This is a genomic window from Fluviirhizobium alvei (genome assembly GCF_030551875.1).
GTDB lineage: Bacteria > Pseudomonadota > Alphaproteobacteria > Rhizobiales > Rhizobiaceae > Rhizobium_E > Rhizobium_E alvei.
The window spans coordinates 36,017-61,569 of record NZ_JAUOZU010000021.1 but is presented as its reverse complement, the minus strand read 5'-3'; the positions used below and the strand labels follow the sequence as shown (position 1 = coordinate 61,569).

Below are 25,553 nucleotides of genomic sequence, written 5' to 3'. Positions count from 1 at the left end.
CAAATTCCTGCCGCGATCGCGTCATCGTCTGGCTGGTTTGCGGGATGCCGCCAAAGTCAGGCTGCCAGCCGGTCCGAGGTCCAGCGCGAAATGTCGTCGCGCTCGCCGATCAGGGCAAGACCGTGGGCGATCGAAAGCAGTTCGCCGCCGCTCTCAATCTTGTCGCGGTCGAAACGGTTCTCGAAAATGCGCCGCACGGCCGGAACGAAGGAGGTGCCGCCGGTGAGAAACACCTTGTCGATGGCAAGCGGGCTCGTCTCGGTTTTGACGAGAACCTCGTCGAGTGCCTGTTCGATACCGGCAAGATCATCGGCGATCCAGTTCTCGAAATCGGCGCGCCGGATCGTCTTGCGGCCCGCGGCACCCAGAGGCGGAAACACGAATTCGGTTTCGTCCGACTCCGAAAGCCGCATCTTGGCGGCGGACACGGCCTGGTACAGGGGATAGCCTTCGTCATTGTCGATCAGGTCGATGAACAGTTCGAGCTTTTCCGGCTCCAGGCTCGACCGCACCAGCGATTTGAGGTCCTGGAAATCCTTCAGCGTCTTGAAGATCGACAGCTGGTTCCAGCGCCCGAAGCTGGCATAGTAGTTGGACGGGATCTCAAGAACCTTGTCGAAACTCTTGTAATGGCTGCCCTTGCCGATGACTGGCGAGACGACATTGTCGATGATGCGGAAGTCGAAATTGTCGCCAGCAATGCCGACGCCCGAGTGACCGAGCGGCCGCGCATGGATGCGACCGCCTTCGAATTCGAAACGGATCAGCGAATAGTCCGTCGTGCCACCACCGAAATCGGCAACAAGCACGGTGGCGTCTGTTCTCAGCGTTTCAGCGAAATAGAAGGCCGCCGCGACAGGTTCATGGACGAAATGGACATCATCGAAGCCGAGCCGCGCGAGCGCGGTCTGGTAGCGGGTGAGGGCGAGCGCCTCATCGGCGTTGGTTCCCGCAAAGGCGACGGGGCGCCCGACCACGATGCGGCCGTAGCGCTGCGCCCAGTCCTGTTGCGAATATGTTTCGAGCCGCTTCAGGAACACATCCATCAGATCCTCGAACTGCTGGCGCTTGCCATGCACGATCGTGCCCTGGAACAGCCGGCTGGCCGCAAAGGTCTTGATCGATTGCAGGAAGCGGCATTCGCCGGGATTGTCGATGAAGGTGCGGATGGCTGCAGCACCGGCCTCGACCGAAAGCGCAGACGCGCCCAGTTGCGGATGCTTCATGAAGGAGAGGCAGGTCCGCATCGAGTCGGAATGGCCTGCGGGACTGTCAAAGCCGATCGAGCGGGTGCCGTTGCCGGAACGGACGGCAAGAACCGTATTGGTGGTGCCAAAATCGAGGCCAATGGAAGACGTCATGGGAAGCTCCGGAATCTGGGCCCGTGATCTGGGAAGGGAAGCTGACAGGAAAGTGAGGCGGCCTCATGCCACGACGAACCGGCAAAGGCAAGAAGGCGAGGGGCATCCTTTGTCTCGCAGTCCGATTTGAAAAGCTGACATAGATCAATGTTTTTTCGCCGGACACGCCTAAGCTTGCCGTGTGTTGGGGCGCTGATGTCCCTGTGGAAGGAGAAGCCAGATGAAACAACTGATGAGAATTGTCGCCGCTGCCATCGTTGGCATTGCATCACTGGTTCCGACGTTCGAAGTCAACGCTGCGCCAGTGGTGCCGAACCGGCCTGCCGTATCGCAGGCGAGCGATGTGACCGACATTGCTTGGCGTCGCGTCTGCGATCGGCGTGGTTGCCGCCGCGTCTGGTTCGGACCGCGCGTTGTGGTTCGTCCGCGGGTCGTCGTGCGGCCGCCGGTGGTCGTCATCCGTCCGCGCGTGGTGCAGCCGCGCGTTATCATTACAGCGCCTGGCAACCGACATGTGCGTTGGTGCCTGAATCGCTATCGGTCCTATCGTCCGGCCACCAACACCTTCATCGGCTATGATGGTCGAGTCTATGTGTGCGTGTCGCCTTATCGCTGAGAAAGCCGCATCGTTTCATCGGGGGCCGCCGCATTGCCGGCGGTCCTTTTCGTTCGTCAGGATCATTCGCTTGCGCCTACTAAAAAGATCGTTCCGCGTCCGGGCTCGGCCTGACTCTCTATTTGTCTATTAATTGACGTTTACGTCAAAGTAATATATGGCTCGAAGCAACGGATTTTCGTCGCGATCCGGCTCGACAAGGCGGGGCGGATTTGACAAAAGACCTTGACGGAAAGCCGGGTCTACCGGAGCGGGGAGTTTGTGATGTCCGAGATGGAATTGCCTGAACGCGAAAGCATGGAATTCGACGTCGTGATCGTTGGCGCGGGACCGGCTGGTCTGTCTGCCGCGATCCGCCTCAAGCAGGTCAATCCCGACCTTTCGGTTCTGGTGCTTGAAAAGGGTGCCGAAGTCGGCGCCCACATCCTGTCCGGTGCTGTTGTCGATCCGATCGGGGTCGATGCGCTGCTCCCCGGCTGGCGCGAGGAGGGAGGCCATCCGTTCAAGACCGAAGTGAAAGCGGATCATTTCCTGTTCCTCGGCCCTGCCGGCTCCATTCGCCTGCCGAATTTTGCCATGCCGCCCTTGATGAACAATCATGGCAATTACATCGTCTCGCTCGGCAATGTCTGTCGCTGGCTGGCCGGCAAGGCGGAAGAGCTGGGTGTCGAGATCTATCCGGGCTTTGCCGCTTCTGAAATCCTCTACAATGACGAGGGCGCGGTCATCGGTGTTGCCACCGGCGATATGGGTGTCGGCAAGGATGGCGAACCGACCGGCAATTACCAGCGCGGCATGGCCCTGCTCGGCAAATATGTCCTGATCTCCGAAGGCGTGCGCGGCTCGCTCGCCAAGCAGCTGATCTCGAAGTTCAAGCTCGATGAAGGCCGCGAACCGCAGAAGTTCGGCATCGGCATCAAGGAACTCTGGCAGGTCAAGCCGGAAAACCACAAGCAGGGTCTGGTGCAGCATTCGTTCGGCTGGCCGCTCGACATGAAGACCGGCGGCGGTTCCTTCCTCTATCATCTCGAGGACAATCTCGTCGCGGTCGGCTTCGTCCTGCATCTCAACTACAAGAATCCCTATCTCTTCCCGTTTGAGGAATTCCAGCGTTTCAAGACGCATCCGGCCATCCGCGGTACCTTCGAAGGCGGCAAGCGCATTGCCTATGGTGCCCGCGCCATCACCGAAGGCGGCTGGCAGTCGGTGCCGAAGCTCTCGTTCCCGGGCGGCGCGCTGATCGGCTGTTCCGCCGGTTTCGTCAACGTGCCGCGCATCAAGGGCAGCCACAATGCCGTCCTTTCCGGCATGCTGGCCGCCGACAAGATCGCCGAGGCGATTGCGAACGGCCGCGCCAACGACGAGCCGATCGAGATCGAAAATGCCTGGCGCGACAGTGCCATCGGCACCGATCTCAAGCGCGTCCGCAACGTCAAGCCGCTGTGGTCGAAGTTCGGCACTGCCATCGGCGTCGGCCTTGGTGGTCTCGACATGTGGACGAACCAGCTGTTCGGTTTCTCCTTCTTCGGTACGCTCAAGCACGGCAAGACCGATGCCGCCTCGCTGGAACCGGCCGCAAAGCACAAGAAGATCGACTATCCGAAGCCGGATGGCGTCTTGACCTTTGACCGGCTCTCTTCGGTCTACCTCTCGAACACCAATCACGAGGAAGACCAGCCCTGCCATCTGCAGATCAAGGATCCGAAGCTGCAGCGTGAGAGCGAACTCGGCATCTATGCCGGTCCGTCATCGCGCTTCTGTCCGGCCGGCGTCTATGAATGGACGGAGAAGGATGGCGAAATGACCTATGTCATCAACGCCCAGAACTGCGTCCACTGCAAGACCTGCGATATCAAGGACCCGAACCAGAACATCAACTGGGTCACGCCGCAGGGTGGCGAGGGGCCGGTTTACCCGAATATGTAATCCATCCAAAGGCGGCTTTCGAGCCGCCTTTTTCATATCGTCTTTCCGATGTTGGAGCAGCCCCGGCCTAGTCCGTTCCGGGGCGGATTTCCGGTGGACATGCACCTGTCGGCGCTGTTCTATGACGCATCCTTGACCATCCAGGCCAGATCATGTCCGAACAACAAGAGAAGCAATCCGCCTTTCGTGCGCAGACGATCGAACTCTTCTTCGATCTCGTTTTCGTGTTCACGATCACCCAGATCACCCATCTGGTCGAACATGCCCATTCCGCCATCGATTATGTCCATGCCTTCGGCGTGCTGATGCTCGTCTGGTGGATGTATGATGGCTATATCTGGCTCACCAACCACGCCCATACGCCCAAAAGCCTGCGCTTCGTCCTGGTGGCGGCCATGGCCGGTTTTCTGGTGATCGCGCTTGCCATTCCCGAAAGCGCCGGTGCGGGAAGGGTCGTCTTCGGCCTTGCCTATCTCTATATCGTGCTATTGCATTTTGCCGCCTTCGCCTGGCGCGGCGGTCGGGAGGCCGCGCGCAGCATGCTGCGGATCGTGCCTTTCAACATTGCCGCCGCCCTTCTGGTGATCGGCGCCGGCTTTGCCGATCCGCGCTGGGGCTGGCTTCTGTCCCTTTCGCCGGCACTTCTCTATCTGATCGTCGCATTCAGAAACACCGGCGATGGCTTTGCACTTGATACCGGTCATTTCGTCGAGCGGCACGGCCTGTTGCTGATCATCGTTCTCGGCGAGATCATCATCGCGGTCGGCAACGGTTACGCCAAGGTTCCCATCAGCCTGAGCGGTATCATCGCCCTCGCTCTGGCGATCGGTCTGATCGCAGCCGTCTGGTGGAGCTATTTTGATGCCGACGAGGCCCGTTCGGATCACAGCATGCTAGGCGCCGACAATCGTACACGCACGAGAATGGCGCTCTTCGGCTTCAACGGCGCCCAGCTCTTCATGATTGCCGGTCTCATTCTTGCGGCCGCGGGCCTCAAGGAAGCGATCGCTGCCGTCGCCAGTCAGGCGGCGACGGATGGTCCTACGAGCGCACATGGCAATGATGTCCTGCTCATATGGGGACTCGCGCTCTACTTTGCCGGCAACGGGCTGTTTCTGCGCATGCTGCATCTTTCGCCGATCCTGCCGCGTGCCCTCTTGAGCGCGAGTCTTGCCATCGGCGCTCTTCTCAATCTACCGCTGCACGGGATCGTGCTCGTGGCTGCACTTCTGGCCTTGCTTATTCTGACGCTCGTGGCCGAGGCGCTGCTTTCGCGGCGGTCGGAACCGTCCCATCCCGTCGCGATAGGGTGATCGCGTTCAGCCAAGCGCCTGCAAGCGCCTTGTCAGAAACTGCCGTTCCGGCTCGAGCTTCGTAAGCGCCAGGGCTGCGGCATAGGCCGATCGTGCCGCCTCCACCTCACCAAGTTGGCGCAGAAAATCGGCGCGCGCCGCGTGAGCGAGGTGAAAGCCGGCGAGATTTCCGGCTCCGATAAGGTCATCGACAAGCGCCAGGCCTGCTGCCGGTCCCTCAACCATCGCGACCGATACGGCACGATTGAGCGCAACCACCGGCGAGGGCAGCGCTTCAAGCAGCAGATCGTAAAGCCGGACGATCTGGCGCCAGTCGGTCTCGGCACTGGTGGGCGCCTTCGCATGCACAGAGGCGATCGCAGCCTGCAGCGTGTAGGGGCCGGCCGTGCCCTGCGCCAGCGCGCGTTCCAGCATTTTGTCGGCCTCCGCAATCCCATCCGAATGCCAGAGGCTGCGATCCTGATCGGCCAGCAGCACGAGTTCGCCACTCGCACTATGCCGGGCGGCCGCGCGCGCATGCTGGAACAGCATCAGCGCAAGCAGCCCCAGGATTTCCGGTTCGTCGAGCAGCCCCTGCAGCAGTCGGGCAAGCCGGATCGCTTCCTCGGCGAGTGCCGGGCGCATGAGGTCGGTTCCCGATGAGGCGGCAAAGCCTTCGTTGAACAGCAGATAGATCGTGTGCAGGACCACCGAAAGCCGCGCCGGCAGTTCCGCTTTTTCCGGCAGGTCATAGGGCAGCGCCAGATCGCGGATCCGCTTCTTGGCGCGGACGATCCGTTGCGCGATCGTCGGAGCCGGTACGAGAAAGGCGCGCGCGATTTCCTCGGTCTTCAATCCGCAGACTTCCCGGAGTGCGAGAGCCAGTTGCGCATCCGCCGGCAATGACGGATGGCAGCAGATGAAGATCAGCCGCAATTCGTCGTCGCCGATCAGTTCGGCCTCCTCGACCATGCCAGCCTCCCCGTCATCATAAAGATGATCCCGTATCGCGTCGCTGAGTTCGTTCAGACGACTTGAACGCCGCAACCGGTCGATGGTCCGGAACCGCCCGGCTGAGACGAGCCAGGCCACCGGGTTGCGCGGCAGGCCGGACTGCGGCCAGTGGATGGCCGCCTGCAGAAAGGCATCCTGCATCGCTTCTTCCGCGAGCTCGAATGTGCCGAGAAGCCGGATCAGGCTGGCCAGAACCTTGCGCGAATGCTGCCGGTAATGGCCCTCCAGCATCTCACGCGTCATCGGCCGGGGTCTCGACCTGTGCCGCGACCAATGCCTCCAGATCGAAGACCGGTCGAACCTCGATGCCACCGTAACGTCCGACCGGAATACCGCTCCCCAGCCGGATTGCCTCGTTGAGATCGCGTGCCTCGACGAGAATGAACCCGCCCAGATGTTCGCGCGTTTCGCAGAAGGGGCCGTCGGTCACCGATATGTCGCCGTTGGCATGGCGGATCGATACCGCCGTTTCCGGTCCCAGCAACGGTTCGGCGGCGATGAAATGGCCCTGTTCCTTGAGTAGATTGTCATAGGCCAGCGAGTCTCGGTCGAGCTTGTCCTTTTCCTGCTGCGGCAGGTGATCGAATACGCCATCCGGCAGCCAGACTTGCAGAAGATATTTCATGGGACGTCCTTTCCTGGTTTGTCACGACCCTGGTCGAATGATCTCCCGCCATTTCGACAACATCAACGCCAAACAGTCGAAAAAAGTTTTTGCCCCCGCAGCCGGCTGGCTCGTCGATTTTTCCCTCCGCCGCTCGACCAGTGCCTGTCGAAGAAAAGGGGACAAGCATGGATCTCTACCTTGCCGGATTGGCAAATCTCTCGGGTACCTGCCAGCGGAGTGACGAAGAAGCCTATTATGCCAACCGCAGGCCCGAATGCCGCTCGATTGTATGGCGGGCGCTGTCGATCGGCCTTCTCCTCATCTGTGGCCTGATCGCATCACTATAAGGACGGACACGGAAATGACGTTGGAATGCCGCAAGCCTTAACCCGGTATTAACCATAATCAAATTACGTTCGCGGCATCAACCATTCCTTAAGGGTTCCTCCATGTCGATCTCGCGCCGCGGATTTGTGCTCGGCCTCTCAGCTTTGCTGGCCGGTTGCTCCTCGCAACATTCGGAACAGAAGGCCAATTATGCGGCCAAGCCGAATGAGGCCCATCCGATGCCGGCCATGGCGCTCGACAAGATCAAGCCCGAGCTGCGCCGCACCGAAATCGAATTCTCCAGCAACGAGCCAGCCGGCACGATCATCGTCAACACGCCTGAACGCCGCCTCTATTACATCCTCGGCAATGGCCGGGCGCTCCGCTATGCGGTCAGCGTCGGTCGCGAAGGCCTCGAACTGCGCGGCAACGCCTATGTCGGCCGTAAGGCTGAATGGCCGACCTGGACACCGACCGCCAACATGATCCGCCGCGAACCGAAGAAATATGGTCCGATGGCCGGCGGCATGAAGGGCGGCCTCAACAATCCGCTTGGCGCCCGCGCCATGTATCTCTATCGCGGCGGCGGCGATATCCATTTCCGCATTCACGGCACCAACCAGCCGAATTCGATCGGTTATGCCATGTCTTCCGGCTGCATCCGCATGCTCAATCACGATGTCATCGATCTCTATAGCCGCGTGAAGGTCGGCACCAAGGTCGTCGTCATCCAGGCGTAATTGCTTCGTCAGGCGGCGCATCCATTACGGTCTGGTGGCACCGCGCTTTTGCGACAGGATGCCGGTCGAAAGAAGCACGCCGACGCTCGTCAGCGTGGCGGCGATCACGATGGTCGCGTTCAACGGTTCTCCTAGCAGGATGATGCCGCCAATGGCCGCCGCGACCGGCGTGATCGCGGTAAAGGCTGCCGCTTGCGTGCTGCCGAGCGAACGGACCGCGCTGCCGTAGAAGATGGTGGCGGCCAGACCCGACAGAACCCCCTGGGTCAGCAAATGCAGGCCGATTTCCGGCATCGGCACCTCGAAGAGATGGGTTCCGACGAAGGGCAGGGCGGCAAGGTTGAGAAGGGTCGACCAGATCGAGACCAGCGCGCCACCTTCAAAGGCGGTCAATCCAGATCTGCGGAACGCATGGGTGTAGATCGCCCACAGCGTCGCGCCCATCGGCAGCACGACATAACTCACCCAGCTCAAGCCGCCATCCGTCAGTCCGCCATAAAGCAGCAGGAGCCCGCCGGAGAGGATCGCCGCCATGCCGACCCAGCGAATGGCGTCCGGACGTTCCCCGAGCACGAAGACCCCGATCAACGCCGTTGCGAGCGGCATGATGCCGGGCAGAAGCACCCCGGCCGCCGAGGCCGGCGTTGCATGCAGACCATAACCGACCACCTGGAAGAAGGGGGCGCCCGAGCCGGCAATCATCAGCACCAGCGCCACCTTGTTTACGCCTTTGGGCCAGAGCCCGGTTCGCAGCCAGACCGGCGCCAGCACCAGTGCTGGCAGGCCATAACGCATCAGGCTGAGATCAAGCGGGGTGAGCGCTGAGCCGACGCTATGGCGGGTCGAAACCAGCCAGGAAGCCCAGATCAGGACGACGGCAAGCGCCGAAGCTGCTCCCAGTGGCGTCCCGGATGTTTTGGAGATTGCGGTCACCGTTGCCTCGCTCATGGAACCATCCTTTCCGATGTTTGGGATTCTACCGGTAGGGATCGGACGCGTCCTTGCGGATTCGGCCTTGAAAATTGCCGTTTGAGCAATATTCTGCCTCCAAGAAGTCTAATGAAGGTGGAATATGCCAAAACTGGATGAGTTCGATTTTGCGATCCTTTCCGCCCTGCAGGCCAATGGTCGCGCTACGAATGTCGAAATTGCTAATTCCGTGCATCTTTCGCCGTCCCCCTGCCTTCGCCGGATCCGCAATCTCGAAGAGGAGGGCGTCATCCGCGGCTACCGCGCTGATCTCGATCGTTCGAAGGTCGGGCTTGGATTGACGGTGTTCGTCGAAATGAAGGTCGGCGGTCACAACAAGGACAGTGCCAACCGCTTCCAGGAAGCTCTGGCAGAAGTGCCGGAGGTCATTTCCTGTTACATGATTTCCGGCAGCGCCGATTTCCTGGCCGAAGTGGTGGTGGAAGACCTGCAGGCCTATGAGAGGGTCCTGTCCGACAAGTTGCTGACCTTGCCCTTCGTCATCGACATTCGCTCCAACTTCGCGATCCGCGCCGTCAAGACGGGCGGACCGCTGAAATTGCCGGATGGTCGGAAGAAATAGACACTCTGACCCCGTGTCGATGACGCGCTTAAAGGATCAGGCTGCGGCGCGCGTGCGCCGTTCGAGAAGCCAGGAAACGAGGAAAACGCCGAAGCCGAACGCCGAAAGCACGGCGCCGACATAGCCGGTCGCGGCAAATCCGTACCCGTAGGCGATCACCAGTCCGCCGAGCCAGGCGCCGATGGCGTTGGCGACATTGAAGGCCGAATGCATCGAGGCGGCAGCGAGCGTCTGGCCGTCGCTTGCCACATCCATCAGCCTTGTCTGTACGGCAGGACCGGCGGCGAATGTGCAGCCGACGAGGAAGACCGACAGACAGAGCATGAAGGGGCTGGCAGCGGTGGCGCCGAAAACGGTCATGATGATGATATTGAAGATCAGCATGCCGCCGATCGTTCCCATCAGCGACATGTCGGCCAGTTTGGAGCCGACCAGATTGCCGACATTCATGCCGACGCCGAAGATCACCATGATGATCGGGATCATGCTCACCTGCATGCCGGCCACTTCGGTTGCCGTCGAGGCGATGTAGGAAAAGATCGAGAACATGCCGCCAAAGCCGGTGGCGGCGATCGTCAGCGTCAGAAGCACCTGCGGATGGGTGAAGGCCACCAGTTCGCGCACCACGCTCGCGCCTTCGGCCACCTCATCCTGGGGCAGATAAAGCCAGATCAGCGTGACGGTCAAAAGGCCGATCAGGCCCACGGCAGCAAAGACGACCTGCCAGGACAGGAACTGGCCGAAGAGCGCCATCACCGGCGTTCCCGCCAGTGTCGCGATCGTCAGGCCCAGCATCACCCAACCTACGGCACGCGCCCGCATATGCATTGGCACGAGCGAAGCCGCGACCAGGGCGGCAAGGCCGAAATAGGCGCCGTGCGGCAGGCCCGAGAGGAAGCGCAGCAGGGTGAAGCTCCAGAAGTTCGGAGCAATCGCGCTGGCGATGTTTCCAAGCGCAAACGCCGCCATCAGGATCAGCAGCATACGGCGCCGGCTGGTCTTGGCGCCGATCATGGCGATGATGGGGGCTCCAACCACGACGCCGAGCGCATAAGCGCTGATCACATAACCCGCCTGCGGCGTGGTCACCGAAAAGGTCTTCGCGACATCCGGCAACAGACCCATGATGGCGAATTCACCGGTTCCGATCGCAAAACCGCCGACGGCAAGCGCAATGATCACCAGCACGATCTGCAATTTCGACAGGGCAGGCGCATCGGAACGTTCGGTCATGCAATCGTTGCAGGTAACATCGCTCAAAAGAATGGCTTTCGGATCGGAGGCGTGTCGACACGCGAGTCGCGACAATAGGGAGGCAGATGACCAAACTAGTGTTCGTGCGCCGAACCTGACCAATGTTATTTTCTCCGGGCAGCAATGAACCTTTCGCACGGCTCGGACATTAATAACGCACGGGACGATGAAATGCCGCAAACCGTCCCTATATCCGATTGCTGGATCTGGAGACCGACGTGAAATTCAGGGCAATTCTCAATCGCGATGGCGGCACGTTCCGCACCACGGACATGCAAGCCTATTCGGACCATGCGCAGCGTATCTTCGCCGATAATGGCCATCAGCTCGAGATCGTCCTGGCCAAGGGCGAGGAAATCGCCGATGCGCTTGAGGCCGCAGCGCTGCGCGATGATCTCGATGGCATTCTTGCCGGCGGCGGCGATGGGACCATCTCGGCGGCAGCCAGCATTGCCTGGAAACAGAAGATGCCGCTCGGCGTCATTCCGGCCGGCACCATGAATCTCTTTGCCCGCTCGCTCGGTGTCCCCCTCGATATCTGGACCGCGCTCGATGCTTTGGCAAAGGGCCGCTTCATCGATGCCGATATCGGCAGCGCCGATGGCCGCGCTTTCGTTCATCAGTTTTCGGCCGGCATGCATGCGCGCATGGTGCGCCTGCGCAACCAGATGGTCTATTCTTCCCGTATCGGCAAGATCGCCGCCAATGTCCGCGCATCGGTCGGCGTTGTGTTGAACCCGCCCGAATTCGATGTCGAGTTCGATGTCGATGGCCATCGAGAACATCGTCTGATTTCGGCGATCTCCGTCTCCAACAATCCCTTCGCCGAGAATGGGTTGATGTATTCGGAAGATCTGACGACCGGCCATCTCGGCTTTTACGTCACCGATCCTCTGCGACCGGCAACGGCGGCCAGGCTTGCAGTCGATATCCTGCGCGGGCGTATGAAAACGAACGCCAGCATAACCGAAATGACGGGCAGGGCGGTCGACCTGCATTTCCCCAACCACCGCCATGGCGCCAACTGCGTGCTCGATGGCGAATTGCTGCCGCTGGGACGCGATGTGTCGCTTCGGCTTCATCCAGGAGAATTGAAGGTTCTCGTGCCTGCGGCTGGCTACGCGCCGCCGCCGATGGGTGAGGTCCTGCTGGAACGCGCCCGCCAGGCTGCGGCTTCGTTCAGCGCAGCCGCCCGACCGGAATGATTTCCTTGCTCCTGGCTTCGTAGGGCGTGCCCTGCCAATCGCCGAGCAAGCGCTCGACGACAAGGCCGGAAGCAGCAATCAAACGATCAAGATGATCGCGGTCGATGAAACGAATGCGGGCGAAACTGGAAAGCACAGGGCGGCCCTCTGCCTGATAGGCGGTTTCGTAGGTCACGATACCCGTCTGTGCGTCGTAGGCGACATCGTTCCAGGCCGCGCAGACCCCGAATTGCGGGTGCAGAACCGTTCGCTCGGATTTTTCGCGCGTCCACTCTTTCCATTCGTCGACGGCGGGGTTGCGGCTGTCGAAGATAAAACGCCCCTCGGGCGCAAGATGGCGACGGATGGCGGAAAGAACGTCGAGCACGTCCTGATCGGTCAACAGGGTCTGGAAGGCGTGACCGGTCATGACGATCAGGTCGAACCTCTCGCCGAGATCAAGTTCGGCAGCGCCACAGTTCACCCATGTGACTTGGCCGCCGTTCGGCCGTCCGCGCGCCACCTCCAGCATCGCGGCAGCCGGATCGACACCGACGACGCGGCGACCGGCTGCGATCGAGGCGGCGAGCTCGCCGGTGCCGCAACCGAGATCGAGCACGGAAGCGGCATTGGCCGCCATCTGCCGGCAGAAGTCGAAATCGGGGCGCCCGCCTTCCGCCGCATCGCCATTCTCGAGATCATAGAACGAGGCGAAGGTCGGGTCGACGTAGATCGCCTCGCCACCCGTTCCGCTCATTGGAAGGCTGTCTCGAAGAAGCTGCGCAGCTTGCGCGAATGCAGCTGGCCCGCCGGCATCGCCGACAGTTTTTCGAGCGCCCGGATCCCGATCTTGAGATGCTGGTTCACCTGGGTCCGGTAGAAGGCCGACGCCATGCCCGGAAGCTTCAGTTCGCCATGCAGCGGCTTGTCGGAAACGCAGAGCAGCGTGCCATAGGGGACGCGGAAGCGGAACCCGTTGGCGGCAATTGTCGCCGATTCCATGTCGAGTGCGATGGCGCGCGCCTGGCTGAGCCGCTTCACCGGCCCGCGCTGGTCGCGCAGTTCCCAGTTGCGGTTGTCGATGGTGGCCACCGTACCGGTCCGCATGATGCGCTTCAGCTCGTACCCGTCATAGCCGGTTACTTCTGCCACCGAATCCTGCAGCGCCTGCTGGATTTCGGCGAGCGCCGGAATGGGCACCCAGACCGGAAGATCGTCATCGAGCACATGGTCTTCGCGCATATAGGCATGGGCGAGCACATAGTCGCCGAGATTCTGGCTGTTGCGCAGGCCGGCGCAATGGCCGAGCATCAGCCAGGCATGCGGGCGCAGGACCGCCACATGGTCGGTGATGGTTTTCGCGTTCGACGGGCCGACGCCGATATTGATCATCGTAATGCCGGCATGGCCTTTGCGCTTGAGATGGTAGGCCGGCATCTGCGGCAGGCGCGGCGGCGGCACCCCTTCGACGGGCTCGTTCGACCCGGCCGGCGTCACGAGATTGCCGGGTTCCACGAAAGCCGTATAGCCGTTGCCGCCTTCCTGCATCTGCTGGCGTGCCCAGGAGCAGAATTCGTCGATATAGAACTGATAGTTCGTGAACAGCACGAAATTCTGGAAATGCTCGGCCTGCGTCGCGGTATAGTGGCTGAGACGTGCGAGCGAATAGTCGATCCGCTGTGCGGTGAACGGCGCCAGCGGACGTGCGGTGCCCGGTGGCGGTTCATATTCGCCATTGGCGATTTCATCGTCGGTTGTCGTCAGGTCCGGCGTGTCGAACAGATCCCGGAGCGGCATGTCGAACGAACTCGTGGCGCTGGCTTCCACATGCGCGCCCTCGCCGAAGGCGAAATGCAACGGGATCGGCGTCGTCGATTCCGCGATCGTGATCGGCAGGTTGTGGTTTTGCAGCAGCTGGCCGATCTGGGTCTTCAGATAGTGACGGAAAAGATCGGGTCTCGTCACCGTGGTCGAATAGCTGCCGGGTTCGGACAGGAAACCATAGGGCAGCCGGGAATCCGTCTTGTCGTACCGCATGGTCGATATCCGGATCTCGGGATAATAGGCCCTGTAGCGGCCCTTGGGGGCCGATCCGCGAATGATATCGTCGAACGCGCTGCGAAGGAAGGCTGTGTTCCGGCCATAAAGTGCGGTCAGCGCGTCTACCGCCGTGTCAGGGTCGGTGAATTCCTGCGCAACGAAGGGTTCGGGGGAGAGGATGTCGTAGAGTGTGTGTGAAGAGATTCGCTTTGCCATGAGCCATTATAGATGGCGGCTTATGACAATCAATCGGTCCACCTGGAGCGAAGCGTCCTAAAATTTTAGTTGGTGACGAAACGGGCGCCGAAGGGCGAGCCGGACAGGCAATCGTTGAGAAGCGTTGCATGGCAGTTCGCGCTGCCGTGGATGAGGGCGGTCCGCATCCGGCTGTTGTTCGCGACCACCATCTGAAGCGCCAGCGCAAAGATCAGGGCAGAGAGGCTGATGATGGTGAGGCGGCGAGCGAGAATGGTCATGATCGGGTTCCGTGACTTGCGATGATGCCTGTCTAGCGAAGTCCGTCTGAACCGGTCCTGAGATCCGCATTCATTTTCGGTTCAGAATGGTTGCCAAGATCGGGACGGCTTCCTACCTTCAAACTCCGACTGTCAAAAAACGCTCTGGAGAGACCGATGACCGCGCCGATCGAACTCTACTACTGGCCAACGCCGAATGGCTGGAAAATCACCATCATGCTCGAGGAACTCAACGTTCCCTACGAGGTGAAATATATCAACATTGGCAAGGGCGAGCAGTTCGAGCCCGATTTTCTCAAGATCGCACCAAACAACCGCATGCCGGCGATCATCGATCCGGATGGGCCGGGAGGCGAGCCGATCTCGGTGTTCGAATCCGGCGCCATCCTGCAATATCTCGGTCGCAAGTACGGAAGGTTCTATCCGAGCGATGAGCGCGCGCGCGTTCAGGTCGAGGAATGGCTGTTCTGGCAGGTCGGCGGCCTTGGTCCGATGGCCGGGCAGGCGCACCACTTCCGCAACTATGCACCGGAAAAGATCCAGTATGGCATCGATCGCTATACCAACGAGGTCAACCGTCTCTATGGCGTCATGAACCGGCGTCTCGAAGGCCGCGACTATCTCGCCGGCGACTATTCGATCGCCGACATGGCCTCGATCGGCTGGGTCATTCCCCATAAGAACCAGGGCCAGGATCTCGACGATTTCCCCAACCTCAGGGGCTGGTACGAGCGGGTGAAGGCGCGCCCCGCCGTTCAGCGCGCCATCGATGTCGGTAAGGCCGAGCGCGAACGCCAGGCCAGCCTTGCCGATGACAAGGAAGCGCAGAAGATCCTGTTCGGCCAGCGCGCCCGCTAGGCCATTCCCAAAACCAATATGAGTTCCGGACCCGCCGTGTCGATCACGGCGGGTTTTTCGCGCTTGACAGAAATAGGACGATTGACCTAGTTTAGGGCAAATGTCCTAATTAGTCGGAGTTGGCGATGGTGCGACCGAAGACCCGTGACGAGATAGTTCAGGTGGCCGATCGGCTTTTCTACGAGCAGGGGTTTGACAGCACCGCCTTTGCCGATATCGCCGGGGCGGTCGGCATCTCGCGCGGCAATTTCTACCATCACTTCAAGACCAAGGATGACATTCTCGCCGCCGTGATCGCTTTCAGGCTGGCAAGGACCGCCGCCATGCTCGATGGATGGGAGAGGAATGCCGAAGCCCCGCGGGAGCGTATCCGCCAGTTCATTGAAATCCTGATCGCAAACGAGGCGAAAATCATGCAGTTCGGCTGCCCGGTCGGCACGCTCTGCAGCGAACTCGCCAAGCTCGATCATCCTTTCCAGCCGCAGGCGAGAGAGATTTTCGATCTTTTCCGTCATTGGCTTACCCGCCAGTTTGTCGCGGCGGGCTGTGGAGAGGCGGCTGATCGGCTGGCCCTGCACATTCTCATGCGAAGCCAGGGAGTGGCCTCACTCGCGCTCGCCTATCGTGATGAAGCCTTCGTGCGCCGCGAAGTGGAGGCCGCCATCGACTGGCTCGACCAAACCCTGGCGGCCGCAGTCTGACTGCTGAACGCGAAGCCACCATTCTAAATCCAATCGAACCTGGAGTTTGAAATGTTTCTCGTGCAATTGGTGTTTTCAGATGAAGCCGGGCGTGCTGCGGACCTGATGGATGGCCATAATCAATGGCTGCGCGAGGGCTTTGCCGATGGCGCCTTCCTGATGGCGGGCAGCCTTCAGGATCGCAAGGGCGGCGCCATTCTCGCTCAGGCGGCAAACCGGCAGGAGATCGAGATGCGGTTGGCAGCCGATCCCTTCGTCGCCGAAGGCGTGGTGAAAACCGAAATCATCGCCTTCCGGCCGGGCAAGGTCGATCCACGGCTGGAATTCCTGCTCGCGGGCGACTGACGCCCTGCGATATCCAAGCGCAAAAAAGCCGGCCGCGTCTTCACGATGCGGCCGGCTTGAAATCATTAGAGATCAGACGTGATCAGATGCGCTTCCAGGTCTGCGACTTGCAGAACACGCTCATCACGCAACCCTTCATCTTCAGCGCATTGCCCGAAACGGTGCCATAGCCGGAATAGGTCTTGTCATCTTCCGGATCGGTGATCTCGCCGGAATATTCATCGCCCGAACCGGACATCTTGCCGATGCGCTTGCCGGCAAACTTGCCGGTCTTCAGCGTCACGCAGAAAGAGCCACCACATTTCGAAATGGCTGCGGTCTCACCGCTTGCCGTCTTCCAGTTGCCTTCGATTGGCTCGGCGGCCTGTGCGGCCCCGGCGAAGGCAAGCATTGCTGTCATAAGCATCAGTTTGCGCATGTCGATCCTCCCGGTGAAAATTGGAACCGGCTCGCCGTCGGGTCTGGAGAACCCCATTGCTTGCATCCGGACCTTGCGGCGAGCCTCGTCCCCGTCCGAGGATATAGCTGACGCGCACGTAAAGGTAAATATGCCTGAACCCGACTTTGGCGGACATTTGAGGAGCGGCCAAAAAAGGTCAATCGTTGCTGTGGTTAGCAATGAGTTGAAATGGGTTGCTGAAAATTCCGTAAAAATTTCAAGGAAATGCGTGAAGTGCAGGCAGTTGGATACTTAACGAAAAGACAAGTTTACAGAGTGTTTTTACATCGTTTTCTTCCGATTAAGCATGCATTTTAAGCCGCTATTGAAAAGCCTCAGCCATAGTGAAGCCATAAGACGAGCAGGAAAACTGCCAAGGCCGGAAGGTTAAAGGGTCTCGATTGAAGAAGATCCGAACCGGAAAAAGGCCCTCAAGGTAAAACAGGCAACGAAACAACAGGCAAGGTAACAACAATGGCACGCTTTGACATCAATACACAGGAAACGGCAATGGGCGGCGAGGCTCGCGCTGACGTTCTTTGCGAAATGGGTCTGATGTATGCGACCGGTCGCGGTTGCGAAATCGATCTGGTGGCTGCCCACAAGTGGCTCAACATTGCCGCCATCAAGGGTTCCGAACGGGCCGCCGCTCTGCGCGCCGATCTCGTTCCGTCCATGAGCAAGAGCGAACTGGCCACTGCACTCCGTGCAGCCCGCGAATGGATGACCATGCATTGATCGGTCCTTTGGGACATGAAAAACGCATGGCATCACCAGAGCATCAATAAAAGCTCAACCGCCCGCCAAGGGGCGATCAAAGCACTGCGAATGCAGGCTATCTCTTGACCGCGCGACACAATCGGGTTTCGCGCGGTTTGTTTATCCGAGCTTTTTCAAGACTTTCGGCAAGGCTTCGGCCAGAAGGTCCATATCGGACTGAGGTCCGACCGACACACGGATGCAGCGGTTGAGTGGAGCAACTCCCGGCATGCGAATGAAAACCCCTTCTTCCATCAGCCCATCGACGATCGCCTTCGCATAGGCACCATCGCGGCCGCAGTCGATTGCCACGAAATTGGTGGCCGATGGCAGCGGCGAAAACCCGTTGGCGACCGCAATCGAACCGATCCTTTCGCGCGCGGCGGCAATCTTCGCCTTGACCTCGGCGAGATAGTCCTGGTCGGCAAGTGCGGCGAGCGCGGCTGCGACGCTGACGCGGCTCATGCCGAAATGATTGCGCACCCGATCGAAAATCGCAGCCGTCTCGGCGGCGGCAATCACATAGCCAATGCGTGCGCCTGCAAGCCCGTAGGCCTTCGAGAAGGTCCGGGTCCGGATCACGTTCGGTCGGTCGATCAGCGCATCGGCGGGCGGGATCACCCCATCCGGCGCCGTCTCGCCATAGGCTTCGTCGAGAACGAGCAAAGTCGTCTTGGGCAGGGCGCGGGCAAAGTCCACCACATCCTTGCCATCGTTCCAGCTTCCCATCGGATTGTCGGGATTGGCAAAATAGACCAGCGGCGCATCTTCGCGTCGAACGGCGTCGAGAAGAGCGCCCAGATCTTCGCGATCGTTCGCATAGGGAACGGTCACGAGACGGCCGCCATAGCCGACGACATGATAGTTGAAGGTCGGATAGGCGCCCAGTGAGGTAACGACCGGCAGGCCGGGCTCGATCACCATCCGCACGATTTCGCCCAGAAGTCCGTCGATGCCGGCCCCGATATTGATCTGGTCGCGGCTCAGTCCATGATGTTTCGCCAGCGCTTCGCGCAGTTCGAAGTTTTCCGGATCGGCATATTTCCAGGTTTCGGGTGCGGCTTGCGCCATCGCCGCAAGCACCGAAGGGGCGGGGCCAAAGCCGTTTTCATTGGCGCCGATGCGCGCCTTCACCTTCAGGCCGCGATTGCGTTCGATCGCTTCGGGGCCGACGAACGGCACGGTGGCCGGAAGTTCGCGCACGATCGAGGTCAGCCGGGGGAAAATGGACATGGGAAATCCTTGCGAGTCACGATTTGCGCCGGGAGGATAGGACTTTTGCCCATGGACGCAAGAGGTGCAACCCTTGCCGGCCGGCATGCCCGCAGTCTCGATGACAGGATCGATAGGACGCGCCTGTCATCGAAGTCGACTCTTACTTGGTGAAGAAGTCTCCGCGCACGATCATCGAGAGGAATTCCTGATCGAGCGTCTTGATGAACCGCACCCCGACCCTGCGTTCCTGCCGGTAGACTTCCGCGCAGCCGATCCGGAGATCGGTGCCGAGAAGCATCAGATAATAGTGATCCGGCATCCCGATGGTGTTGTCGAGTTTCATGGCCGCACCGCCGCGGGAAATGTCGATCAGTTCGCAGGTCCGGTAGGACAGGCCGCTGAGGTTGGCACCGACGGATATGATCCGGCCAACCCGGCTGATCGCGAAACGTTCCCACTGGCGGCCCTGCATGCCGAAATCGCTATGGATCGATCCCGAAGCCGTGTTTGTCGCCGTCATGCTCATGGTGCAGTCTCCTTTTGAGAAACCATCGCATGGAGGTGTTGCACTTCATTCAATGCTAAAATTAAAGTTTTAGGGAAGTCTTGCGTTTGAAATGGCCATCGATCGGGCAAACGAAAACCGGGCCTCTTGCGGCCCGGTCTGCATGGTTGGATAAAGAAAAAGGTGATGGCTGCCGTCAGACGACGTCGCCCTCGAGCGATGCTGCCCCGACGAGGGTTTCGAGAAAGCCCGCATCCAGGAACATGTTGAACTTCACAACCAGGGTTGCGCCCTTGCGCTGGAACTCTGTGGCGCCGATTTCTTCCGAAGAACCAAGGATGACCAGGAAGAAATTCTTGGGCAACTGGACGCGCGGACTGAGATCGAGCATCGCGCCCGCCGATGAAATTTTCTGGACCAGACAATTATAGCGCACGGCAATCTTCAGGCCCTGTCCCACCGGAATGATCTGGCCCGGACGGTCGATCGTGTGCATCTTGAAACTGTGGCGCGGATTGTGCAGCCGCAACCGGTCGTGAAATTCTTTGAAGCTTTCGCTGTTTGAAAGGGGCATAATTCCCTCCCTCGTTAAACCTGCTGCAATCCTACGAAACGCTGGTTTATCAATTTTGAATTTTCCGTTGTAATTCATTGCTTTTATTGTGCTGGTTAAAGTCAGGTAAAGAATAGTACCAACAAAGCTTGACATTGGCCTGTCTGCTTTTTAAACAGTCCCCAGGTTCGGAGACCTGCCGCCGATTTTTCGCGGTGAATTCCTTTCACAATCATTTTTCGAAGACAGCGACGCCGGCACCTGCGTATGCGTTGGCTATTTCTGCAATTGAGGCCCCTATGTCCGAGCCACGATCCGACAACAGCAATGTGAATATCTATCTGCGCGGCAATCTCGGCGCGCTTTTTGCGCGCACTGCGGCGCCAATCATCCTCATCATGACCATCAACGGCCTCTATGTCGTCGCGGATGCCTTCTTCCTCGGCCTCTATGTCGGCGCCGATGCGCTGTCGGCCGTCACCCTCATCTTTCCGTTGATGATGATGCTCTATGCCATGCAGACGCTGGTTTCGAACGGAATGGCGAGCATTCTCGCCCGCCAGCTCGGCGCCTCTGATCGACACGCTGCCGAACGCACCTTCGCGAGCGCCCATGTTCTCGCCACCGTGATCGTCCTGATTGCCATGGCCATCTATTTCCTCGCGGGGCCCGCCGTCATCGAACGCGGGGCGGGCGGTGCTGAAGCCGTTGCCAATAATGCGCGCATTTTCATGGGCATCACCATGGCCACCGCGCCGATCGCCTTCTGGCTGTCGTTGCAGATCGATGCCTTGCGTTGCGAGGGCAAGCTTGGCTTCATGGCGCTGGTCACCGTCTCGGCCACATTGCTCAATATCGGCTTCAACTGGCTCTTCACCGGTGGTTTTCGCTGGGGTGTCGCCGGTTCCGCCATCGGTTCGGTTCTGGCGCAGCTCATCTGCCTGCTCGTCGTCATCGCCTATCGCTGGTCAAACAAGTCGGCCCTGCGTCTGGCCTGGTCCGGGCGGATCGAGCATTGGCGGCAGATGCTGGCGCTTGGCGCCCCCACCAGCCTCGGCCTGCTTGGCATCTCGCTTCTGTCCGCGGCCATGATCTTCAATCTCAGGATCTGGCAGGAGGGAAGCTATGTCGCCACCATCGCCGCCTACGGTATCGTCAACCGCATCCTTACCTTCGCCTATCTGCCGCTGATGGGGGTCAATATCGCTTTCCAGACCATCTGCGGCAACAATGTCGGCGCTGGCATGGCGGCGCGCGCCAACCGCAGTCTGGTGATCGCACTGACAACCGCAATCCTCTATTGCGGTCTGGTCGAGCTGGTGATCTTTGCCCTGTCCGGCAGCCTGGGCGCCGGCTTTGTCGATGATCCGGCCGTGATCGCCGAAACCCGACGCATCCTGCCCTATACCGTGGCTGCCTATCTGTTCTTCGGCATTCCCATGGTGCTGTCGGGCTATTTCCAGGCCATGGGCATGGCTTCGAAGGCTGGCCTGTTCGGGCTGTCGCGCATCTATCTCTTCAGCATTCCCCTGTCGTTCCTCCTGCCGTTCGCGTTCGGCGAGACCGGCATCTGGATGAGCACACCGGTCGCCGAGGTGTTGATGTTCGTGCTGATCCTGACCATGCTTGCCGTCAACGCCCGTCGCACCGGCTGGCGTTTCGGCCTCCTGCAGCCCGCCTGACGGCGAGGCATGCCGCAAAAAGTCAGCCCGGAAACTGCGTGCTTTTCCGGTCCGCAACGGGCCGGAACGAACCTTGTGAAAGGAAAAGCACGAATTTCTTCCGGGCTGACATTGAAACAGTCACCCTCATCCGTAATATTCCCGCAGCTATTGCGGAGGTGAATGATGAAAAGCGGGGAATTCGGGCGACGATTGTCCCTCGTGATTGTTGCGGTAACGCTTGTTGCCGCAACCGTAGATATCGCCGAAGCCGCCAAGCGCGTCGCGCTTCTCATCGGCAATCAGGAATATCGGTCGACGACACCGTTGCGCAATCCGGCCAACGATGTCGAACTGATGCGCAAGACCTTCCTTGATGCCGGCTTCGATGATGTCGAGGTGGCCATCGATCTCGATCTGGTCACCATGCGCAAAACCCTGCGCGCCTTCGAAGACAAGGCCGATGGTGCCGAGATCGCGGTGCTCTACTATTCCGGCCACGGGATGGAGATGAATGGCACCAACTATCTCATCCCCACCGATGCGGTGCTGCGTTCCGACAAGGATGTCGAGGACGAGGCGCTGCCGCTCGATCGCGCCGAACGGTCGCTCAATGGCGCCACCAAGCTCAAGCTCGTCATTCTCGATGCCTGCCGCAACAACCCCTTCATCGATGCGATGGCGACGAGCTCCGGCACCCGCGCCATCCAGCGCGGCCTTGCCAAGGTCGAGCCGGAAGGCGCCGATACGCTGGTCGCCTATGCCTCGCGCGCCGGCACCGTGGCGCTCGACGGCGCGGGTGTGAACAGCCCCTTTGCCGAAGCGCTTTCCAAATACCTCGCCCAGCCGGGCGTCGATGTTCGTATCGCCTTCGGCCAGGTACGCGACGAGGTCGTCAAGGTCACCCAGCGCAAGCAGGAACCGTTCGTCTACGGTTCGCTCGGCGGTGCGCAGATCTTCCTGTCGATCAAGGAACTGAACATCACCATCAACAAGACCGAGACCAAGCCGGAAAAGAAGGAAGAAACCGCACCGAACGGCATTTCCTCGGCGGCGGCCGACTGGCAGAACATCAAGGATCTCGCCGACAAGGAGTTGCTGGAAGCCTTCATCGCCAAGCATGGCGCCGATCCGGTCTACAAGATGCTGGCGCAGAAGAAGCTCAAGCTGCTTGCCGAAGCGGAAGCCAAGGCCGAGGTGAGCGCAGACCAGATCGCCTGGGAGGCGCTCAAGGGTTCGACCGATATCGCAGCACTCAAGCGGTTCATCGAACGCTATCCCGAAAGCAAGTTTCGGCCGGAGGCCGAAGTCGCCATCGGTATGATGGCGCCGGTGCAGAACCCGACGATTTCCGATGCCGCCAAGGCTTCGCCCGCCGCACGCGATTGCTACCTGCTCGCTGCCGAGCCGCAATCGCTGCCCGGTTTCCCGGGCGTCTATATGGCCCGCATCGATGCCAAGCGGGCGCTGACGGCCTGCGCGCAAGCGGTCAACGAATATCCCGAAGACGGAATGCTGGTGAACCTGCTCGGTCGTGCCCATGAGGCCGACCGCAATTTCACCGAGGCGCGCCGCAACTATGAAAAGGCGGCCAAGCTTGGCGATCTCTATGCGCAGACCAATCTCGGCTGGTTTGCCGTCTATGGACTCGACGGGCCGATCGATGCTGCCAAGGGCCGCGACCTGTTCGAAAAGGCCGCCAAATCCGGCAATCATGCCGCGGAAGCGGCCCTCGGCTATCTCTACCGCAACGGCCAGGGCGTCGATCAGAGCGATGCCGAAGCGATCAAATGGTATGAGAAGGCGGCGCGTCAGGGCAATGCCGTGGCACTCGGCAATCTCGGCTGGTTCTATCGCGAGGGCGTTGGCGTCGAGCAGGATTATGTGAAGTCGCTCGATTATTATCGTCGCGGCGCGGCTGCAGGCGACAATGCCTCGATCGCCGCCATGGGCTACGCGGCCCAGAACGGGCTCGGCATGGCCAAGAATTTCGCCGAAGCGCTGCGCTGGTACGAGAAGGGTGCCAATGCCGGCGATGATTATTCCATGGCATCGCTCGGCTTCCTCTATGATACCGGCGCCGGCGTGAAGCAGGATTATGTCGAGGCGCGCTACTGGTACGAAAAGGCGGCCAACAGCGGCAATGCCTATGCCATGGGCAATCTGTCGCGTCTCTACGATCAGGGGCTTGGCACGCCGATCGATGCGGCCGAGGCGGTGCGCTGGGCCATTGCGGCAGTCGAGCGCGGCGACAAGACCAAGATCGACGAGCTGAAGACGATGCCGGCCAATTTCTCGGCCGCCTTCCGCAAGGAATTCCAGAAGGTCTTGAAGGAGCGCGGCTTCTATAGCGGTCTCGTCAATGGCGATTTCGGCGACGAGATCAACGAGGCGATCGATGCGCTGGCGGCGGGCGAACAGCCCGACCAGCGGCAACAGGACGATCAGGACGAGGATAGCAAGCCCGACGAGGGATCGACCGGAAACGACATGCACGGCAATCAGGATGCCGGCGAGGAAACCGTCACCTCGATTGCCGATGCCATCACCTTCCAGCCCAACAAGCGCAGCGAAACGCCACGGGCTCGGGAATGCTACGTGCTGGCAGCCGAACCCGGCTATGATCCGACGCTCGAAGGCGTGAGCTTCGTCAAGCTTCAGGCGGACAGGGTCATCGATGTCTGCAATCAGGCGATCGCCGAAGAGCCTGGCGATTCCATGCTGCATGACATGCTGGGCCGCGCCTATCAGGCCAAGCAGGATGTCGCCACCGCTCGCGGCCATTACAACAAGGCCGTCGAACTCGGCAATGCCTATGCCTATGTCAATCTGGCCTGGCTGAAGATCAACGGCAACGGTGAAGCCAGGGACGAAGCCAAGGGCGTCGCGATGCTCGAAAAGGCGGCGCGCGCCGGCAATGCCTATGCGCAGGCCTCGCTCGCCACCGTCTATCGCAATGGCAATGGTGCGGTTGATGCGGATGAGGAAAAGGCGATCGAATGGTTCACCAAGGCTGCCGATCAGGAATATGCCGAGGCGCAGGCAGCTCTTGGCTGGTCCTACCGCGAAGGGGTTGGCGTCGAGCGCGACTATGAAAAGTCCTTCGTCTATTACATGAAGGCGGCGGAAGCCGGCGATGTCGGCTCCATGGGCGCGGTCGGCTATGCGCTTCAGAACGGTCTCGGCATCGCCGTCGATTTCGAGGAGGCGCGCCGCTGGTATGAAAAGGGGGAGGAAGCCAATGATGGCTATTCCATCTCCGCGCTTGCCTGGCTCTATCGCGAGGGCAAGGGCGTCGAGCAGGATTATGAAAAGGCGCTCGAACTCTATCAGCGCGCTTACGAACTTGGCGATGTGAACGGCACCTCAGGCCTCGGCTACATGAAACAGTTCGGCATGGGTACCCCGGTCGATCTCGCCGAAGCCAAGCGGCTCTATGAAACCGCAGCCGGCCTCAACGATGCCTATGCGAATGCGGCGCTCGGCTGGATGTACCGTGAAGGGTCCGGCGTCCCGCGCGACTATCGCAAGTCGCTCGACTATTATCGTCGCGGCGCGGAACTTGGCGATCTCAATGCCATGGGTTCGCTCGGATATGCAATCCAGAACGGGCTCGGAACCGACGTCGACTATGCCGAGGCCAAAACCTGGTACGAGAAGGGTGCGGAAAGAAACGACGCCTATTCGATGGCTTCCCTTGCCTGGCTCTATGAAAACGGTATGGGCGTCACCCAGGATCTGGCGATCGCCAAGGGCTGGTACCGGAAGGCAGCTGATGCCGGCAACACCTATGCCATGGGCAATCTGGCCTACATGTATGATCAGGGTCAGGCTGGCGATGTCGATCTCGACGAGGCGCAGCGTCTGGCATTTGCCAGCATGGAGGGCGGCGAACAGCAGTTCATCGACGAGATGAAGGCCGGCGCCACCCGTTTCTCGCCCGATTTCCGCAAGAAGATCCAGAGCGAGCTGCGCCGCCGCGGCCTCTACAAGGGGCTGGTCGATGGTGTCTTCGGCGCCAGCACCGCAACGGCGATCGACCGCCTGGTCAACGGCTGATCCAGCCTGATCGCCTGACGTCAAATGAAAAGGGCTGGACGGTTTCCCGTCCAGCCCTTTCGCATTCCG

General features: G+C 60.3%; 25 protein-coding genes. 13 read left to right on the top strand and 12 right to left on the bottom strand.

What is annotated here, in order from left to right:
• Positions 1-56: 56 nt before the first annotated feature.
• Positions 57-1,361 carry an Hsp70 family protein gene (locus Q4481_RS22770; protein ID WP_304378717.1) on the bottom strand — a complete coding sequence of 435 codons (1,305 nt, stop codon included), beginning with the start codon at positions 1,359-1,361 and terminating at the stop codon, positions 57-59.
• A gap of 220 nt (positions 1,362-1,581) precedes the next feature.
• Between Q4481_RS22770 and Q4481_RS22765 the strand changes: the two genes are divergently transcribed.
• The 3 genes from Q4481_RS22765 to Q4481_RS22755 all read left to right on the top strand — a co-directional run bounded on the left by Q4481_RS22765 (position 1,582) and on the right by Q4481_RS22755 (position 5,216).
• The gene (locus Q4481_RS22765) at positions 1,582-1,977 is read left to right on the top strand and encodes a BA14K family protein (RefSeq protein WP_304378716.1); all 396 of its coding nucleotides are present in this window, start codon (positions 1,582-1,584) and stop codon (positions 1,975-1,977) included.
• Between the two features lie 264 nt (positions 1,978-2,241).
• Positions 2,242-3,903 (top strand): electron transfer flavoprotein-ubiquinone oxidoreductase, encoded by a 1,662-nt coding sequence (locus tag Q4481_RS22760; protein ID WP_304378715.1) that lies wholly within the window; start codon positions 2,242-2,244, stop codon positions 3,901-3,903.
• A gap of 152 nt (positions 3,904-4,055) precedes the next feature.
• On the top strand, positions 4,056-5,216 hold the full coding sequence (locus Q4481_RS22755) for a low temperature requirement protein A (RefSeq protein ID WP_304378714.1): 1,161 nt from the start codon (positions 4,056-4,058) through the stop codon (positions 5,214-5,216).
• 6 nt (positions 5,217-5,222) lie between these two features.
• On the opposite strand, the gene Q4481_RS22750 is transcribed toward Q4481_RS22755, so the two are convergent.
• Both Q4481_RS22750 and Q4481_RS22745 read right to left on the bottom strand, forming a co-directional pair.
• A complete protein-coding gene (locus Q4481_RS22750; RefSeq protein ID WP_304378713.1) occupies positions 5,223-6,452 on the bottom strand; it encodes an RNA polymerase sigma factor in 1,230 nt (409 codons plus the stop codon).
• A complete protein-coding gene (locus tag Q4481_RS22745; protein WP_304378712.1) occupies positions 6,442-6,834 on the bottom strand; it encodes a YciI family protein in 393 nt (130 codons plus the stop codon). The genes Q4481_RS22750 and Q4481_RS22745 overlap by 11 nt, the downstream gene beginning before the upstream one ends.
• A 167-nt stretch (positions 6,835-7,001) precedes the next feature.
• On the opposite strand from Q4481_RS22745, the gene Q4481_RS22740 reads away from it, so the two are divergent.
• A complete protein-coding gene (locus tag Q4481_RS22740; RefSeq protein ID WP_304378711.1) occupies positions 7,002-7,163 on the top strand; it encodes a hypothetical protein in 162 nt (53 codons plus the stop codon).
• 102 nt (positions 7,164-7,265) lie between these two features.
• Entirely contained in the window at positions 7,266-7,883 is a 618-nt protein-coding gene (locus Q4481_RS22735) for a L,D-transpeptidase (RefSeq protein ID WP_304378710.1), read from the top strand.
• Between the two features lie 24 nt (positions 7,884-7,907).
• On the opposite strand, the gene Q4481_RS22730 is transcribed toward Q4481_RS22735, so the two are convergent.
• Positions 7,908-8,831, bottom strand: coding sequence for a DMT family transporter (locus Q4481_RS22730; RefSeq protein ID WP_304378709.1), 924 nt, complete (start codon positions 8,829-8,831; stop codon positions 7,908-7,910).
• Positions 8,832-8,955: 124 nt separating this feature from the next.
• Here Q4481_RS22730 and Q4481_RS22725 point away from each other — a divergent pair, with 124 nt between their 5' ends.
• Entirely contained in the window at positions 8,956-9,435 is a 480-nt protein-coding gene (locus Q4481_RS22725) for an Lrp/AsnC family transcriptional regulator (RefSeq protein ID WP_304378708.1), read from the top strand.
• A 36-nt stretch (positions 9,436-9,471) separates the two neighbouring features.
• Here the strand turns inward: Q4481_RS22725 and Q4481_RS22720 are convergent, their stop codons facing one another.
• On the bottom strand, positions 9,472-10,668 hold the full coding sequence (locus tag Q4481_RS22720) for an MFS transporter (RefSeq protein ID WP_304378707.1): 1,197 nt from the start codon (positions 10,666-10,668) through the stop codon (positions 9,472-9,474).
• Positions 10,669-10,907: 239 nt separating this feature from the next.
• Here Q4481_RS22720 and Q4481_RS22715 point away from each other — a divergent pair, with 239 nt between their 5' ends.
• On the top strand, positions 10,908-11,894 hold the full coding sequence (locus Q4481_RS22715; RefSeq protein WP_304378706.1) for a diacylglycerol/lipid kinase family protein: 987 nt from the start codon (positions 10,908-10,910) through the stop codon (positions 11,892-11,894).
• Here the strand turns inward: Q4481_RS22715 and Q4481_RS22710 are convergent.
• The 3 genes from Q4481_RS22710 to Q4481_RS22700 form a co-directional block, all read right to left on the bottom strand.
• The gene (locus Q4481_RS22710; RefSeq protein WP_304378705.1) at positions 11,869-12,630 is read right to left on the bottom strand and encodes a class I SAM-dependent methyltransferase; all 762 of its coding nucleotides are present in this window, start codon (positions 12,628-12,630) and stop codon (positions 11,869-11,871) included. The two genes, Q4481_RS22715 and Q4481_RS22710, sit on opposite strands and share 26 nt — an antisense overlap.
• Positions 12,627-14,129, bottom strand: coding sequence for an AMP nucleosidase (locus tag Q4481_RS22705; RefSeq protein WP_304378704.1), 1,503 nt, complete (start codon positions 14,127-14,129; stop codon positions 12,627-12,629). Before Q4481_RS22705 ends, Q4481_RS22710 begins: the two co-directional genes overlap by 4 nt.
• Positions 14,130-14,194: 65 nt before the next feature.
• Positions 14,195-14,389 carry a hypothetical protein gene (locus Q4481_RS22700; RefSeq protein ID WP_304378703.1) on the bottom strand — a complete coding sequence of 65 codons (195 nt, stop codon included), beginning with the start codon at positions 14,387-14,389 and terminating at the stop codon, positions 14,195-14,197.
• A 156-nt stretch (positions 14,390-14,545) separates the two neighbouring features.
• Here Q4481_RS22700 and Q4481_RS22695 point away from each other — a divergent pair, with 156 nt between their 5' ends.
• The 3 genes from Q4481_RS22695 (at position 14,546) to Q4481_RS22685 (ending at position 16,293) form a co-directional block, all read left to right on the top strand.
• Positions 14,546-15,247 carry a glutathione S-transferase family protein gene (locus Q4481_RS22695; RefSeq protein WP_304378702.1) on the top strand — a complete coding sequence of 234 codons (702 nt, stop codon included), beginning with the start codon at positions 14,546-14,548 and terminating at the stop codon, positions 15,245-15,247.
• Positions 15,248-15,372: 125 nt separating this feature from the next.
• The gene (locus Q4481_RS22690; RefSeq protein ID WP_304378701.1) at positions 15,373-15,948 is read left to right on the top strand and encodes a TetR/AcrR family transcriptional regulator; all 576 of its coding nucleotides are present in this window, start codon (positions 15,373-15,375) and stop codon (positions 15,946-15,948) included.
• Positions 15,949-15,999: 51 nt separating this feature from the next.
• Entirely contained in the window at positions 16,000-16,293 is a 294-nt protein-coding gene (locus Q4481_RS22685) for a YciI family protein (protein WP_304378700.1), read from the top strand.
• 82 nt (positions 16,294-16,375) lie between these two features.
• On the opposite strand, the gene Q4481_RS22680 is transcribed toward Q4481_RS22685, so the two are convergent.
• Positions 16,376-16,711, bottom strand: a complete 336-nt coding sequence (locus tag Q4481_RS22680) for a DUF2147 domain-containing protein (protein ID WP_304378699.1) — start codon at positions 16,709-16,711, stop codon at positions 16,376-16,378.
• A 495-nt stretch (positions 16,712-17,206) separates the two neighbouring features.
• On the opposite strand from Q4481_RS22680, the gene Q4481_RS22675 reads away from it, so the two are divergent.
• On the top strand, positions 17,207-17,470 hold the full coding sequence (locus Q4481_RS22675) for an SEL1-like repeat protein (RefSeq protein WP_304378698.1): 264 nt from the start codon (positions 17,207-17,209) through the stop codon (positions 17,468-17,470).
• Positions 17,471-17,611: 141 nt separating this feature from the next.
• Here the strand turns inward: Q4481_RS22675 and Q4481_RS22670 are convergent, their stop codons facing one another.
• From Q4481_RS22670 to Q4481_RS22660, 3 genes are all read right to left on the bottom strand, one after another.
• Positions 17,612-18,724, bottom strand: a complete 1,113-nt coding sequence (locus tag Q4481_RS22670; protein WP_304378697.1) for a pyridoxal phosphate-dependent aminotransferase — start codon at positions 18,722-18,724, stop codon at positions 17,612-17,614.
• Between the two features lie 142 nt (positions 18,725-18,866).
• Entirely contained in the window at positions 18,867-19,232 is a 366-nt protein-coding gene (locus Q4481_RS22665) for a PilZ domain-containing protein (protein WP_304378696.1), read from the bottom strand.
• Positions 19,233-19,407: 175 nt separating this feature from the next.
• Entirely contained in the window at positions 19,408-19,920 is a 513-nt protein-coding gene (locus tag Q4481_RS22660) for a hypothetical protein (RefSeq protein WP_304378695.1), read from the bottom strand.
• A 143-nt stretch (positions 19,921-20,063) separates the two neighbouring features.
• Between Q4481_RS22660 and Q4481_RS22655 the strand changes: the two genes are divergently transcribed.
• Complete coding sequence (locus tag Q4481_RS22655; RefSeq protein WP_304378694.1) at positions 20,064-21,446, top strand: MATE family efflux transporter; 1,383 nt, start codon at positions 20,064-20,066, stop codon at positions 21,444-21,446.
• A gap of 165 nt (positions 21,447-21,611) precedes the next feature.
• Positions 21,612-25,484, top strand: a complete 3,873-nt coding sequence (locus Q4481_RS22650; RefSeq protein ID WP_304378693.1) for a caspase family protein — start codon at positions 21,612-21,614, stop codon at positions 25,482-25,484.
• The last annotated feature ends 69 nt before the right edge of the window (positions 25,485-25,553 follow it).

Coding starts and splice junctions, on each gene's coding strand:
- Q4481_RS22695 (WP_304378702.1), top strand. CDS start 14,546: ATGACCGCGCCGATCGAACTCTACTACTGGCCAACGCCGAATGGCTGG.
- Q4481_RS22660 (WP_304378695.1), bottom strand. CDS start 19,920: ATGTCAAGCTTTGTTGGTACTATTCTTTACCTGACTTTAACCAGCACA.
- Q4481_RS22720 (WP_304378707.1), bottom strand. CDS start 10,668: ATGACCGAACGTTCCGATGCGCCTGCCCTGTCGAAATTGCAGATCGTG.
- Q4481_RS22755 (WP_304378714.1), top strand. CDS start 4,056: ATGTCCGAACAACAAGAGAAGCAATCCGCCTTTCGTGCGCAGACGATC.
- Q4481_RS22650 (WP_304378693.1), top strand. CDS start 21,612: ATGAAAAGCGGGGAATTCGGGCGACGATTGTCCCTCGTGATTGTTGCG.
- Q4481_RS22750 (WP_304378713.1), bottom strand. CDS start 6,452: ATGACGCGTGAGATGCTGGAGGGCCATTACCGGCAGCATTCGCGCAAG.
- Q4481_RS22700 (WP_304378703.1), bottom strand. CDS start 14,389: ATGACCATTCTCGCTCGCCGCCTCACCATCATCAGCCTCTCTGCCCTG.
- Q4481_RS22765 (WP_304378716.1), top strand. CDS start 1,582: ATGAAACAACTGATGAGAATTGTCGCCGCTGCCATCGTTGGCATTGCA.
- Q4481_RS22690 (WP_304378701.1), top strand. CDS start 15,373: ATGGTGCGACCGAAGACCCGTGACGAGATAGTTCAGGTGGCCGATCGG.
- Q4481_RS22705 (WP_304378704.1), bottom strand. CDS start 14,129: ATGGCAAAGCGAATCTCTTCACACACACTCTACGACATCCTCTCCCCC.
- Q4481_RS22760 (WP_304378715.1), top strand. CDS start 2,242: ATGTCCGAGATGGAATTGCCTGAACGCGAAAGCATGGAATTCGACGTC.
- Q4481_RS22710 (WP_304378705.1), bottom strand. CDS start 12,630: ATGAGCGGAACGGGTGGCGAGGCGATCTACGTCGACCCGACCTTCGCC.
- Q4481_RS22655 (WP_304378694.1), top strand. CDS start 20,064: ATGTCCGAGCCACGATCCGACAACAGCAATGTGAATATCTATCTGCGC.
- Q4481_RS22770 (WP_304378717.1), bottom strand. CDS start 1,361: ATGACGTCTTCCATTGGCCTCGATTTTGGCACCACCAATACGGTTCTT.
- Q4481_RS22745 (WP_304378712.1), bottom strand. CDS start 6,834: ATGAAATATCTTCTGCAAGTCTGGCTGCCGGATGGCGTATTCGATCAC.
- Q4481_RS22665 (WP_304378696.1), bottom strand. CDS start 19,232: ATGAGCATGACGGCGACAAACACGGCTTCGGGATCGATCCATAGCGAT.
- Q4481_RS22735 (WP_304378710.1), top strand. CDS start 7,266: ATGTCGATCTCGCGCCGCGGATTTGTGCTCGGCCTCTCAGCTTTGCTG.
- Q4481_RS22685 (WP_304378700.1), top strand. CDS start 16,000: ATGTTTCTCGTGCAATTGGTGTTTTCAGATGAAGCCGGGCGTGCTGCG.
- Q4481_RS22670 (WP_304378697.1), bottom strand. CDS start 18,724: ATGTCCATTTTCCCCCGGCTGACCTCGATCGTGCGCGAACTTCCGGCC.
- Q4481_RS22725 (WP_304378708.1), top strand. CDS start 8,956: ATGCCAAAACTGGATGAGTTCGATTTTGCGATCCTTTCCGCCCTGCAG.
- Q4481_RS22730 (WP_304378709.1), bottom strand. CDS start 8,831: ATGAGCGAGGCAACGGTGACCGCAATCTCCAAAACATCCGGGACGCCA.
- Q4481_RS22740 (WP_304378711.1), top strand. CDS start 7,002: ATGGATCTCTACCTTGCCGGATTGGCAAATCTCTCGGGTACCTGCCAG.
- Q4481_RS22675 (WP_304378698.1), top strand. CDS start 17,207: ATGGCACGCTTTGACATCAATACACAGGAAACGGCAATGGGCGGCGAG.
- Q4481_RS22680 (WP_304378699.1), bottom strand. CDS start 16,711: ATGCGCAAACTGATGCTTATGACAGCAATGCTTGCCTTCGCCGGGGCC.